Origin of the sequence: Vibrio sp. 1CM23M (assembly GCF_023161755.1) — a bacterium.
Classification (GTDB): Bacteria; Pseudomonadota; Gammaproteobacteria; order Enterobacterales; family Vibrionaceae; genus Vibrio; species Vibrio coralliirubri.
Map to the genome: position 1 here is coordinate 604,455 of NZ_JALNTR010000001.1, position 13,334 is coordinate 617,788.

12 protein-coding genes are annotated in these 13,334 nt (G+C 44.7%); 4 read left to right on the top strand and 8 right to left on the bottom strand.

The window, feature by feature from the left end; all coding sequences use genetic code 11:
- The first annotated feature begins 35 nt into the window (after positions 1–35).
- The 3 genes from MSG35_RS02460 (at position 36) to MSG35_RS02470 (ending at position 2,718) form a co-directional block, all read left to right on the top strand.
- On the top strand, positions 36–839 hold the full coding sequence (locus MSG35_RS02460; RefSeq protein ID WP_248382689.1) for a ferredoxin--NADP reductase: 804 nt from the start codon (positions 36–38) through the stop codon (positions 837–839).
- Between the two features lie 65 nt (positions 840–904).
- Complete coding sequence (locus tag MSG35_RS02465) at positions 905–1,237, top strand: DUF1971 domain-containing protein (protein ID WP_009845875.1); 333 nt, start codon at positions 905–907, stop codon at positions 1,235–1,237.
- A gap of 488 nt (positions 1,238–1,725) precedes the next feature.
- Positions 1,726–2,718, top strand: coding sequence for a 2-hydroxyacid dehydrogenase (locus MSG35_RS02470; protein ID WP_248382690.1), 993 nt, complete (start codon positions 1,726–1,728; stop codon positions 2,716–2,718).
- Positions 2,719–2,838: 120 nt separating this feature from the next.
- Here MSG35_RS02470 and MSG35_RS02475 read toward each other — a convergent pair whose 3' ends face one another.
- From MSG35_RS02475 to ltnD, 8 genes are all read right to left on the bottom strand, one after another.
- A complete protein-coding gene (locus tag MSG35_RS02475; protein ID WP_248382691.1) occupies positions 2,839–3,711 on the bottom strand; it encodes a patatin family protein in 873 nt (290 codons plus the stop codon).
- A gap of 217 nt (positions 3,712–3,928) precedes the next feature.
- Positions 3,929–5,380: a catalase gene (locus MSG35_RS02480; RefSeq protein ID WP_048609850.1), complete on the bottom strand. Its 1,452-nt coding sequence runs from the start codon at positions 5,378–5,380 to the stop codon at positions 3,929–3,931.
- Between the two features lie 300 nt (positions 5,381–5,680).
- Positions 5,681–6,868 carry a glycerate kinase gene (locus tag MSG35_RS02485; RefSeq protein WP_248382692.1) on the bottom strand — a complete coding sequence of 396 codons (1,188 nt, stop codon included), beginning with the start codon at positions 6,866–6,868 and terminating at the stop codon, positions 5,681–5,683.
- Between the two features lie 113 nt (positions 6,869–6,981).
- On the bottom strand, positions 6,982–8,436 hold the full coding sequence (locus MSG35_RS02490; protein ID WP_050620404.1) for a TRAP transporter large permease subunit: 1,455 nt from the start codon (positions 8,434–8,436) through the stop codon (positions 6,982–6,984).
- Between the two features lie 179 nt (positions 8,437–8,615).
- Positions 8,616–9,392, bottom strand: coding sequence for a 2-oxo-tetronate isomerase (gene otnI, locus MSG35_RS02495; protein ID WP_248382693.1), 777 nt, complete (start codon positions 9,390–9,392; stop codon positions 8,616–8,618).
- Positions 9,392–10,039, bottom strand: coding sequence for an aldolase (locus MSG35_RS02500; protein WP_171349682.1), 648 nt, complete (start codon positions 10,037–10,039; stop codon positions 9,392–9,394). Before MSG35_RS02500 ends, otnI begins: the two co-directional genes overlap by 1 nt.
- Before the next feature lie 11 nt (positions 10,040–10,050).
- Positions 10,051–11,307 (bottom strand): 3-oxo-tetronate kinase, encoded by a 1,257-nt coding sequence (gene otnK / locus MSG35_RS02505; protein ID WP_102442334.1) that lies wholly within the window; start codon positions 11,305–11,307, stop codon positions 10,051–10,053.
- Between the two features lie 2 nt (positions 11,308–11,309).
- A complete protein-coding gene (ltnD, locus tag MSG35_RS02510) occupies positions 11,310–12,224 on the bottom strand; it encodes an L-threonate dehydrogenase (protein WP_248382694.1) in 915 nt (304 codons plus the stop codon).
- A gap of 280 nt (positions 12,225–12,504) precedes the next feature.
- Between ltnD and MSG35_RS02515 the strand changes: the two genes are divergently transcribed.
- Positions 12,505–13,263, top strand: a complete 759-nt coding sequence (locus MSG35_RS02515; RefSeq protein ID WP_017072299.1) for a DeoR/GlpR family DNA-binding transcription regulator — start codon at positions 12,505–12,507, stop codon at positions 13,261–13,263.
- Positions 13,264–13,334: the final 71 nt, after the last annotated feature.

A 13,334-nucleotide genomic window follows, 5' to 3' on the forward strand; every position in this document is an offset into this window, starting at 1 on the left:
TTAATGAGATAACTTCTCTACGTAAAGGTGATGATATGACAGATATTCCTCATGGTTTGGTAGCCGGTAAAGTTTTAAACAAGACGGAATGGACAGATCAACTGTTCTCACTTCAAGTCAGTGCTCCTGTCTCTCACTATCAGGCGGGGCAGTTCACGAAACTTGGCTTGCTTAACAGTGAGGATGAGTTCGTAAGACGCGCCTATTCGATGGTAAACGCACCAGAGCACGAACAAGGTCATCAACATCTGGAGTTTTTGATTATTAAGGATCAGAACGGTCAACTTTCACCTCAACTTCATGAGTTGAAGGTGGGCGATGACATCTTTGTCGGCAAAGACCCAAGTGGCTTTATGACCTTGGATGAGATCCCAGAGATCGCCGACGATCTATGGATGCTTTCGACCGGAACCGCGGTTGGGCCTTTTATCTCAATGCTCGAAAGCATGCAGATACAACAGCAAAACGGCTCCGAATCTGAAAAAGTCGCCTCGTTCAAAAACCTTGTACTGGTTCATGCCGTAAGAACAGAACAAGACCTGACTTATCGAGACCGTATCGCTCAACTCGTTCATCACTTCCAAGGGAAACTACAATATGTGCCAATTATTTCTAGAGAATCAGTCACCGGAACTTTGCGCGGACGAATCCCAAGCTTGTTACTTGGAGGCGACCTTGAGCAAACCGCGTCTGTCGCTTTCAATCAAACCCGCAGTTTTTTCTACCTTTGCGGCAATCCGCAAATGGTTCGCGACACAAGTGAAGCACTAACCAGCTTAGGTTTCGAAAAGCACTTACGCAGAAAGCCCGGTCAATTCAGTAGTGAGAACTACTGGTAAATAACAACCGCCACCCGTTAGACAGAAGCACAACTTTCAAAGAACAGTTAGAGAAGAGGTTTTATATGAGTCATTTACGTATTCCGTCACACTGGAAAATTCAACGTTCCACTCCATTTTTCACCAAAGACAACATACCAGCTGCGCTTCTCAATCATCACAATACCGCTGAGGGCGTATTCGGCCAGATCTGCGTAATGGAAGGCACGGTCACCTTCTACGGTTTTGCCGATGCAGAAGCGACAGAACCCGAAAGTGTTATCACAATCGAAGCTGGACAATTTGCCACAAGCCCACCTCAATATTGGCATCGAGTAGAGCTTAGCGACGACGCACAATTCAACATTAACTTCTGGTCCGAGAAAGAGACCAAGAAGATGTTCAACACCCGAAAGTAAGATCCATTCAATATTGATGAACTTATAAGCAAGCTGCCTCGTACTGTGATTTTTTAATGTTCAAGAAGTGAAGAAAAAGACCAAATAACCATAGTAATTACAGTGACTAATGGTGATAGACAAGAGAAAAAAACTCTAGCACACTGAACAGAGTTGTAGGGCATGTTGACCTATCGAGCTGATTTTTGCAGCCGTTTGTGGGTTATTTATACAAGGCAGAGAATTCGACGTGTAGCTCGCCTACATGAGAATTCGATAACGCTGTAGAAAGGAACCACAAACACTGCCCGAAGGGTTCGGCTAAAATCGTTTTACTCTTTGTTGAGAGGGTTTTGCTTAGAATGACTAGGCGGCAAACCTCTCGTCGCGATTAAAACGATTTTATCTCGAACAAAACTTAACCGCGAAAGGTCAACATGCCCTTGTTTTAATCCCGTTTCAGAGAATGAATCAGTGGGTTATTTATATTTTAGGTAAGAGAGGAAGCCATGCTCAACATTGCTTTTTTTAGCTCAAAATCATACGACGAGAAATCATTCGAATTGGCAAAAGGCGAACTCAACGCTGAGTTTCATTTTCACGATTTTCGACTCACTACAACAACAGCAAAAATGGCGCACGACAACGAAGTGGTTTGTGCGTTTGTAAACGATGACCTATCGCGAGACGTGTTAGAGATTCTTGGTCAAGGCGGCACCAAGCTGATCGCGATGCGCTGTGCGGGCTTTGATAAAGTAGACCTAGACGCAGCCAAAGAGTTTGGCCTGCAAGTGGTTCGCGTTCCGGCTTACTCACCAGAATCGGTAGCAGAACACACGGTTGGCATGATGATGTGTTTGAACCGTAAACTACACAAGGCATACCAACGTACTCGTGATGCGAACTTCTCTCTTGAAGGCTTAGTAGGCTTTAACTTCCACGCTAAAACCGTTGGTGTGATTGGTTCAGGTAAGATTGGCCTAGCGACAATGCGAATTCTGAAAGGTTTAGGCATGAACATCTTGTGCTACGACCCGTACCCGAACCCATTGGCAAAAGAACTGGGCGCTAAATACGTTGAACTCGACGAGCTTTACCAAGAGTCTGATGTGATTTCTCTGCACTGTCCTATGAGTAAAGAGAACTACCACTTATTGGATGCAACGGCATTTGAGAAGATGAAAGATGGCGTGATGATCGTCAACACCAGCCGTGGTGAACTGCTTGATTCAACCGCTGCTATCGAAGCGCTTAAACAGAGTAAGATTGGTGCGCTTGGCCTTGATGTTTACGACAACGAGAAGGAGTTGTTCTTCCAAGACAAATCTAACGATGTGATTGTCGATGACGTATTCCGTCGCCTATCTGCTTGTCACAATGTATTGTTCACAGGTCACCAAGCTTTCTTGACCAAAGATGCTCTGTTCAACATCGCCAATACAACGCTCACCAGTGTCGATGCTTTCTTTGCTGGCAACACTAGCGGCAACGAACTCGTTTAATAGCAGACTGAGTTAATAGCAGATTGAGTTAAAAACAAACTCGCTCTGCAAATACAAAGCCACGCTATTCTGAAGTGAACTGCGTGGCTTTGTCGTTTATCCAGTATCCTAAAAACGTTTCTAGACGCAGAAATGGCAATCTTCGGTGTCTAAACCATACACGCCTTTTCGAATGGCAAGGTGCTCTTCACCCGCTTTAATGCCCATCTCGTAACCTGCATTAAGAGTACTTTGATCCATAGTTAAACGCTTCACTGCGAACGCTTCTGGCGGCGCTATCACTTTAATGGTCGCATCTTTGGGTGGGTTACGAATGAACTCCAGAGACTGATTATAATTGTCGGCACGCACCGCCATCGATTCAGCAATATTTGGGAATTTCTTTAATAGTTTCTTCAGCATCCATTGGTGCTTTTGAGGCTTCATTCGGTAACTTAAAGGATGAGAAAGAATCACCGTAATGTCTCGCGCACCACGACGGTATGCTTCGCGCACCGGAATCGAATCCGCGACACCACCATCGGTATAACAGCCGCCAGAGAAACACGGTGTCTCGCGGTAAGCAATAGGTAAAGCGGTGGTCGCTTCCACCACGTTAGAAAGGTTTTCTGGCTTAATATGGTAGTAGTCTGCACTGCCCGTATCGACGTTTGTTACAGCAGCGATGAGTGGGATACTTGAAAAAAGCTCACCACAATCGAGCGGATAACGCTGATTGGATTCGTTCCATAACCATTTCACGTCCACTAAATTACCACCTTTGGCAAAGCGAGTAGGATTAAAGAAGGTCTTATCCGTCGCCATCGTGGTGATCACATCATAACTGCGTTTTGGTGCATGAGATAAGTAGCCAACCAGATTCGACACACCTGCAGATACGCCGATGGCAAAGTCATAAGGACGGAAATCGTCTTGCATAAAGGCGTCTAAAACTCCGGCAGCAAAAATGCCTCTCATTGCTCCACCTTCAACGATTAATGCGCTCTTATTCATCTCAAACTCTTCTACTTTATAAACTGATAGTCGTAGAATAATCCGATCACTCTTACAAAGATAATGGGATTGATTTATCAATTCGATAGGTAAAAACTATCAATGTGGATTGTTTAATTTTTCAATGATTTAGGGTTGCTTGATATTCAGCGAGATCAAAAAAGGCCATCGAGTAATTCACTCAACGGCCTTTCAATTAACGAATCAAGATGATTGATTACGACTTAAATTCGCTCACATCGATTTCAAGCAGTTTACCAATGCCTTCACCGTATGCAGGGTCGGCTTTGTAACAGTGTCTTAGGTGACGCAATTGAATCTCTTTTGGTACGCCGCCTAGGTTACGAGCAGTGTTATCAAACAGAATCGCTTGCTTCTCTGGCGTCATCAGACGGAACAGATCACCCGGTTGTGAGAAGTAATCTTCATCTTCGCGGTGATCCCAGTGCGCTGCAGCACCATCTAGGTTCAATGCTGGTTCAGCGAAATCTGGCTGCTCTGCCCACTGACCTTCGTTGTTTGGCTCATAACCTAGTGTGCCACCGAAGTTACCATCAACACGCATCGCACCATCACGGTGGTAGCTGTGTACTGGGCAACGAGGCGCGTTCACTGGAATGTGCTGATGGTTAACACCCAAACGGTAACGTTGTGCATCACCGTAAGCAAACAAACGACCTTGTAGCATCTTGTCTGGCGAGAAGCTGATACCTGGAACCACGTTCGCAGGGTTGAATGCCGACTGCTCAACTTCAGCGAAGAAGTTTTGTGGGTTGCGGTTCAATTCAAACTCACCCACTTCAATCAACGGGTAATCTGCATGAGGCCAGATCTTAGTCAAATCGAACGGGTTGTATGGAACCTTCGCTGCATCCGCTTCTGGCATCACTTGAACTTTCAACGTCCATTTCGGGAAATCTTGGTTATCGATGCTGTCTAGCAAATCACGTTGGTGGCTTTCGCGATCATCACCGATCACTTGTGCCGCTTCTGCATCAGAAAGGTTCTTAATACCTTGCTGAGATTTGAAGTGGAATTTCACCCAAAAACGTTCGTTATCAGCGTTGATGAAGCTGAACGTGTGGCTACCAAAACCGTGCATGTGTCGGTAAGTGGCAGGGATACCACGGTCACTCATTACGATAGTAATTTGGTGCAGAGCTTCCGGAAGAGAAGTCCAGAAATCCCAGTTGTTTTTCGCGCTACGCATGTTGGTGCGTGGGTCACGTTTCACCGCGTGGTTTAAGTCAGGAAACTTAAGAGGATCACGAAGGAAGAATACTGGCGTGTTGTTACCCACCATATCCCAGTTGCCTTCTTCAGTATAAAACTTCAATGCAAAGCCACGGATATCACGCTCAGCATCGGCAGCACCACGCTCACCCGCTACTGTTGTGAAGCGTGCAAACAAGTCGGTTTTTTTACCTACTTCAGAGAACAATTTTGCCTTGGTGTATTTTGTGATGTCGTGTGTAACGGTAAATGTGCCGTAAGCACCTGAGCCTTTCGCGTGCATACGACGCTCTGGAATCACTTCACGATCAAAATGGGCCAATTTCTCCAAAAACCAAACGTCTTGAAGAAGTTGTGGACCACGTTTGCCCGCAGTTTGAACATTCTGGTTATGAGCAACAGGACAACCCGCAGCTGTAGTTAGTTTTTTACTCATCATCAATTCCTTATTACCTTTTAGGTGCAGCATCTTTGTTGCACCGCCACTTCTGTATGGTAGTTATTCATCACACAAAACCACGCAGTAACTAAGGATATAGAATAAGCTTGAATCAAAGTAAAATATAATCGTTTGTAATTATCGTTATCATGGACAAAACCTATCAATTGAATGATCTAAATCATAATCATAATCATAATCATTCAATATTGACAGTAATATTTACAACATAACAATCAACAGGTTACATGGTGTTACAAGTTAATCCCATGATAGATCGTGTTCTATCAAAACTCGCTATTTTTGCGATATTTTGTGACCTAACCGTAAAGTCGCTGCAATATTTCTTGCCGTTCTCGTCAAGTTGATATCAGCCTCTTGTAGTACTTTTTCTAAAGTTTGAGGTGATCTTACCGTCCCGAACAAGCTGCTCATTTCACCATACAAGGCTTCGACTTCTGTACCTAAAGAACCTGCAATCCCTATGGTCGGAATACCCTGTAAGCTCGCACGTTTAGCAATGCCGTAAGGTGTTTTTCCTTGCAGAGTTTGATTATCCATTTGCCCTTCACCGGTAATTACAAGATCTGCACCTTTCAATACTTCATCGGCTTGCAAAACATCAAGCACCATCTCAATACCCGGTTTGATCTGCATGCTAAACAACAATCCAAGCCCCATTGGAGCACCACCAGCCGCACCATAACCCGTGCGCTTGTGAACAGGGTCACCACCATGAGTACAACCTTGAGATTCAGCAACTTGAGCAAAATTCTCAAGCGCCTTATCAAGCATCAATACTTGGTCAGGAGTCGCCCCTTTTTGTGGCCCGAATATATGGCTAGCACCGTTGTCACCACACAACGGATTATCGACATCGCACGCCACAATTAACTCAATATCAGCACAGCGTGAATCTAAACCAGTAAGATCAATCGATGCTAAATCCGCTAGTGCAGCACCGCCCCTGCTCAGTTCTTGCCCAATGCTATCTTCCCCTTTGTCATCCAGCAATCGACCACCTAGAGCTTGAACAATACCCACACCACCATCATTGGTCGCACTGCCACCCAATCCAAGAATAATCGTTTGAGCGCCCTGCTCTATCGCTTCCAAAATCAATTGCCCAGTACCAAATGAAGAAGCCACCAATGGATCGCGCTGCTCTGGTTTCAACAAGTCCAAACCCGATGCAGCAGCTATCTCTATCAAAGCCGTTCTCTTGGAGCTCTGAACTGACGGTTCTAACATCGCCCATTCAGCATTAACCAATTCGCCCAATGGCCCTTCAACTTGATGTGTTCGCTTTTGTCCGGCTAAACCTTGTAGCAATACATCTACCGTACCTTCGCCACCATCGGCTAAAGGCAAGGTCACGAATTCAGCATCAGGGAAGATTTCACGAAAGCCCTTTTCAATACACGCCGCCACCGATACCGCCGATAAGGATTCTTTAAACGAGTCTGGTGCAATAACAATTTTCATACTGAGAGATCCAAAAAAAAATTAGTTTTGATGAGTGCCCGATCCAAAAATGCCCCTATTGAAGATCAGCAAGCTAATCACTTAATAGGGGCAGTATATAAAGGTAAGTAGTATTAGTTAGTAACGGCTGTCTTTACTTGTGATTTCTCTTTGCTTTTTAGCCATACAAATACAGCGCCTAGGACCGCAATTGGAATAAGTGGGTCGATCAACGTACCGCCTTTACCAAACACTAAGTTTAGAATCATGATGATGCTTGCACCAATCGCCCATGCGATGGTTGAAGACACAGACCAGATCTTAATTTGGTCAGCTAGTTCAGTAATACCTAACGTACGGTTGATGATGTGGAAGTATGAATCGTTCAAATGAGAGAAGCCAACCGGACCTACCGCACATGCAAGTGCTACGAATACTGGGTCTAGACCTAACGTTTCGACTAGAGGCAGTGTCATCGTTGCTGCAACCATCATTGATGCCGTTGCTGAACCTTGGATTAGACGAAGCATTGAAGCAATTGCTAGTGGTACAAGTAGAGGTGGAATACCGCTGCTCGCGATAGCTTCGGCTACTTGAGGACCAGCACCTGATGCTTTAAGTACTGCACCCATTGCGCCACCACAGCCAGTTACCACAAGAATTAGACCTGTAGTAGACAGAGCATCATCCATAGAGCTAACCATGTCTTTGCGCTCAATATGACGAGTAAGACCGTATAGCGCCATAAGAACACCGATACCAACAGCAACCACTGGGTTACCAATCAACGAAATAACGTTGTGCATTGCAGTGTCACCTTGACCAACAAGCGTGTTGATTAGGATGAATGCGATTGGCAGCAGAATTGGACCGAATGATAAAAAGTTACTTGGTAGCTCTCTGTCATCTGTTTCTTTTACTTTCTCAAGGTTTGCCCAATCAGCTTGGTTAGTAATCCATGTCTCTCCGTTTGGTACGCGGTAGTACTCGTTACCTACTCGGCGAATATAAATCATAGAAAGAAGCATCATAGGGATAGAAACCATCAAACCCCATAACATGTATTCACCTAGATCTACACCCAGAATTCCAGCCACAGCAACTGGACCCGGTGTTGGTGGCACAAGGGCGTGAGTGATAAGCAAGCCAAGCGCTAGAGTTACACCAAGGCCAACCGCTGACTTACCCGTATCACGTGAAATTGCGCGAACAAGAGAATGCAAAATGATGTACGCAGAGTCACAGAAAACTGGGATAGCGACAAGCACCCCTGTAAAACCTAGTGCTAAGTCTTCACGACCTTTACCACACAGCTTTACAAACGTTTTTGCCATTCGAACAGCGGCTCCAGAGCGTTCAAAACACGCGCCCATGATAACGCCGAATGCGATGATCAAACCAATGCCACCAAGCACGCCACCAAAACCTGCTTTAATTGCATCAATCAACTCTGTTGGCGCCATACCCGCAAAAAGACCCATGATGATACTTGCAATAACCATAGCAAGTGCGACTGGGATTCTCGTTTTAATGATCATACCCATCATGGCTAAGATGCCAATTACGATGCCTATCAGTGCTCCATCCATTTTTATATTCCTTTTGTCTCTTTCTTCATTTTTATGAAAATTGTAGGGTGGTGCATATAGGTAATATCGGGATCACCTATTGCACTTTATCGTTATGTGTTGGCTTACCTGTAAGCCGTATTATCTAAATCAGTTTTTACTTTTATGGTTCGTTACATATAAACGCCATTCACACCGCGCTATAAATAACTTTTTACCCAGCTAAGCCCTTCTTCTGTCGTGCCTCTTGGGTTATATTCACAACCAATCCAACCTAGGTAACCTGAATCATCCAGAACATTAAATAGATGTGGGTAATTCAGTTCGCCTTCCGATGGTTCATGCCTTTCTGGTACAGAAGCAATTTGGATATGACCGATATAAGCAGCCACTTCACGAATCAAAGTACTTAAATCACCATCCATGATTTGCGCGTGATAAAGGTCGAGTTGCAGCTTCACATTTGGCCTATCGACCAACTTAATCAGTTCGACAGCATCACGTTGGTGAGCAACGAAGTAATTAGGAACATCACGGCTATTCAGCGGTTCAATCATCAATTCGATGTTTTGCTCAGCAAACTTATCTGCGGCAAAACGAATATTTGAGATAAAGGTTTCAACGTGTTGCTGTCTCGTGAACTTCGCATCATGTAGACCTGACATCGCGTGAACTTTCTTGCAGTTCAGCGCTTTAGCGTACATAAGTGCCGTATCAACGCTGGCTTTAAACTCTTCTTCACGGCCAGGAATCGCTGCGAAGCCTCGTTCACCTGCGTCCCAATCACCCGGAGGCATGTTGAACAGAGCCTGTTCAAAGCCAAATTTTTGCATTTTTTCGGCAAGCTCTTCGGCCTCAAATGCATAAGGGAATAGGTATTCAACTGCTTTGAAACCGGCTTGATGTGCTTTTTCAAAGCGCTCTAAAAATGGTACTTCTGTGAATAACATCGTTAAGTTTGCTGCGAACTTAGCCATTATTTGCCTCTCCCTTTTAAATCCATCACTTCTTCGTCCGTTAGGTAACGGATATCATTCCCTTTCAATAAGAATGCTAATTTGGCGGTCTCTTCTAGCTCTTCAGCGTTATCAACGGCATCAACAAAGTCAGTGCCTGTTACTACTGGGCCGTGGTTTGCTAACAAAAATGCTCGATAATCACCTGCTCGTTTTGCCAACTCTTCAGCGATTTGCGGGTCACCCGGACGTAGGTAAGGAATGACTGGTAACTCGCCAATTCGCATCACGAAATACGGTGTGAAAGCCTTAATCGCGTTGTTACGATCCAACCCTTCAAGGCAAGATAGTGCAGTTAGGTATGTAGAGTGCAGGTGTACAATCGCATTGCACTCCGCATTATTTCTATAAATCGCTAGGTGGAATGCCGCTTCTTTAGAAGGCTTCTTACCTGAGATGTGGTTGCCATCGATATCAACAACCGACAATTCCTCAGCGACAAGGCGACCAAATGAAGAGCCTGTTGGTGTTGCTAGAAAATGCCCATTAGGTAATTTGATAGACAGGTTACCTGCACCACCAGTGGCGTAACCTCGTTCGAACATTGAACGAGCGAGCGTGACCATTTGCTCTCTTAACTGCTGCTCGTTCATCAAAACTTTACTCATTTGAATCTCGCTTATGAAAAGAATGATTGAGCTTTAGCGAAGAAGTTTTCGTCACCAAAATTGCCCGATTTTAGCGCTAGTGATAGCTCACCTTCGACCGATTTAACCCAAGGCACACCTGGTGCGATTTGAGGACCAATATGAAAACCTTTCACGGCTAGGCTTTGCGTCACGACGCCTGATGTTTCACCACCAGCAACGATGAAGTTTTTCACGCCATGTTGTTGTAGTTTGATAGCGAGTTGACTAAAAAATTGTTCAACGGCGTGGCTTGAAGCTTGTGCGCCGTATTCTTCTTGAATTGCTTTTAGTGCGGCAGCATCTGCGGTTGCATAAACCAAAGGAGCAAACTCGCCTTGGTTATTGGTCATCACCCAATCGAACACTTCATTGGCGTATTGATCATTGGTTAAGCAAGCCTTCACATCGATAGCAAAGTGAGGAGCAAGCTGCTTATATACCGCAACTTGTTGGTTAGTCATCACTGAACAAGAACCAGAGAACACAACGGTTGGTGCTTTGACTGGGCTACCGGCATGTTTTGCATCACTTTGGTCAGCAAGATGTTCTGTCCAATTTTTAGCGATACCAGCAGCTAGGCCTGAGCCACCTGTGATTAGTTTCAGAGATTTAGCCGCTTGACCTAACGTCACCAAGTGCTCTGCATTAAATGCGTCTACCACGGCGTAGCGACTACCTTGAGCTTTGAGTTCGTTAAAACGAGCGGTAACCGCATCAGCGCCCTGTTCAATCGTTTGAAAGTTAACTAAACCGGAAACACCTTCTGATTGTGCGTCCATCATTCGAACCACACTTGAATCCGTCATTGGTGTAACAGGGTGATTACGCATACCTGAATCACTGAGCAACTCACCAAAAACAAACAAATGACCGTTATAAACCGTGCGACCATTTACTGGCAATGCAGGGCAAACCATAGTGAAAGATTCTCCAAGTTCCGCCAAAAGTGCATCTGTTACGGGACCAATATTGCCCTCAGCGGTACTGTCGAACGTTGAGCAGTATTTAAAGTAAAACTGTTGGCAGCCTTGAGATTGAAGCCATTTAAGCGCAGTAACCGAATCCGTCACCGCTTCGTCAACTGGGCAAGAGCGAGATTTAAGGCTGATCACTACAGCATCTGCTGATGTGTCAAACTCTCCCGTTGGAATCCCATTCAATTGAACAGTGCGCATACCGTTTTCAACCAAGAAACCAGCAATGTCTGTAGCACCTGTAAAGTCGTCTGCAATAACACCTAATAACATGATTATTTCTCCGCCTTTGACGTGTTTACACCCGGTAGGTCAATACCTTGGAAGACTTTTATCACTGCACTGTCGTCTTCTTGACCAAATCCAGCATTACTCGCGCTAACGAACATGTTCAGTGCTGCACTTGATAATGGGAGTGGGAATTTCAGGTCTTGAGCGGTATCTGATACCAAGTTCAAATCCTTCACAAAGATATCAACCATAGATTTTGGAGAGTAATCACCATCGACTACGTGCTTCATGCGGTTCTCGAACATCCAAGAGTTGCCCGCTGCATTCGTAACAACGTCGTACATCAAATCAAGCGGAATGTTTGCGCGTGCGGCTAGTGCCATCGCTTCAGCGCCCGCAGCAATATGAACACCTGCTAGTAACTGGTGGATAATCTTAACGGTCGCACCAAGGCCAATGGTCTCACCGATGTTGTAGACTTTAGCTGCAGTTGCATCAAGTACCGGAGCCAATACTTCGAATGTACTTGTCGAACCTGAAGCCATGATGGTCATTTCACCCGCTTCTGCTTTTACTGCACCGCCGGATACTGGAGCATCCAGCATCACAAGATCATATTCAGCAAGCTGAGCTTCGATTTGTTTCGCGTCTTCTGCTGAGATCGTTGCCGAGACCATAACTGGCGTGTTAGGTCTTAGTGCCGCCGCAAGACCAGTCTTAAACAGTACCGTGTTAACTTGAGCTGCATTCACAACCAATACCAAAACTGAATCAAGTTTGTCGGCAAACTCAACCGCGCTTGTAGAGACCGCTTTTGCGCCATATTCACCCAAGGTTTCAAGCGCTTGCGGATTCAAATCGAAACCATATACATCAAGGCCTGCACGCACGCATGACTTCGCTGCGCCCATGCCCATAGAACCTAAACCGATAACACCAACAGATTGAACTTCATTCATAGCAAGATGCCTTTCACGTAATTATTGAATTCTAGATTTGTTAATTCTTGTTTATGTTTGTGATTATATGTGAAGCAATCGAATGCGACTTAGTGACAAGTCACACTTTTAACAAAAGTTAACACGCCTGAGTAATTTAACCCTTTAGAGGCATTAGATAAGGGTAATTTCGGCAGAAATCACAGTTCTAATTGCTATTCCACAACAGATATTCACAGATATTCACAAAACAGCTAAAGATTGATAGGATGATGAAAAATAAGAACATAGAAGAAGAATCATGATTCCAGCGGAACGTCAGAGAACCATTTTGTCACTATTATCACACCAAGAAGTGATCAGTATTTCTGAGCTTGTTGAGCACTTAGAGGTGTCTCATATGACCATTCGTCGAGATATCGTAAAGCTAGAGACATCAGGGAAAGTGATTTCAGTTTCGGGTGGCGTTCAACTGACTAAAGCACTTCACAGCGAATTGTCACACGACATAAAGGTAGAACAGCAAGCAAGCGAAAAAGCTCAAATAGGTCAACTAGCTGCTCAATTGGTTCCTGAGTATTCGACTATCTACCTAGACGCTGGAACAACCTCTTTGGAGATCGCCCACCAACTTGCAGGGCGAGATGATCTGCTTATCATCACCAATGACTTCGCGATTGCCGCGTACCTAATGAACAGCACACAATCTGAGATTTACCATACTGGTGGCAAGATTGACCGTGAAAATCAATCAAGTATTGGGGGCAAAGTAGCTGAGTTCTTGGCAGGGATGAATATTGATATTGCGTTTATCTCATCTTCATCTTGGAATCTAAAAGGGCTCTCGACACCTTGTGAAAATAAGGTGTTAGTCAAACAAGCCATTGTTCAAGCAGCTCATTCAAACTATCTGATTTCAGACTCAACCAAATACGGACGTATCGCTACTTTCCACGCCTTAGATTTAAGTGCGCTTGATGGTGTGATCACCGATATTGATCTTTCGAGTAGTGTGATTGATGAGCTTCAAGACAAAGGCATCAAGGTCATTAATTCGTAACGGATCCCTCATCAAATTTCAGACTCACTAACCCAACATTCAGAGCCTGAATACAACAACCCCAAAGTCAT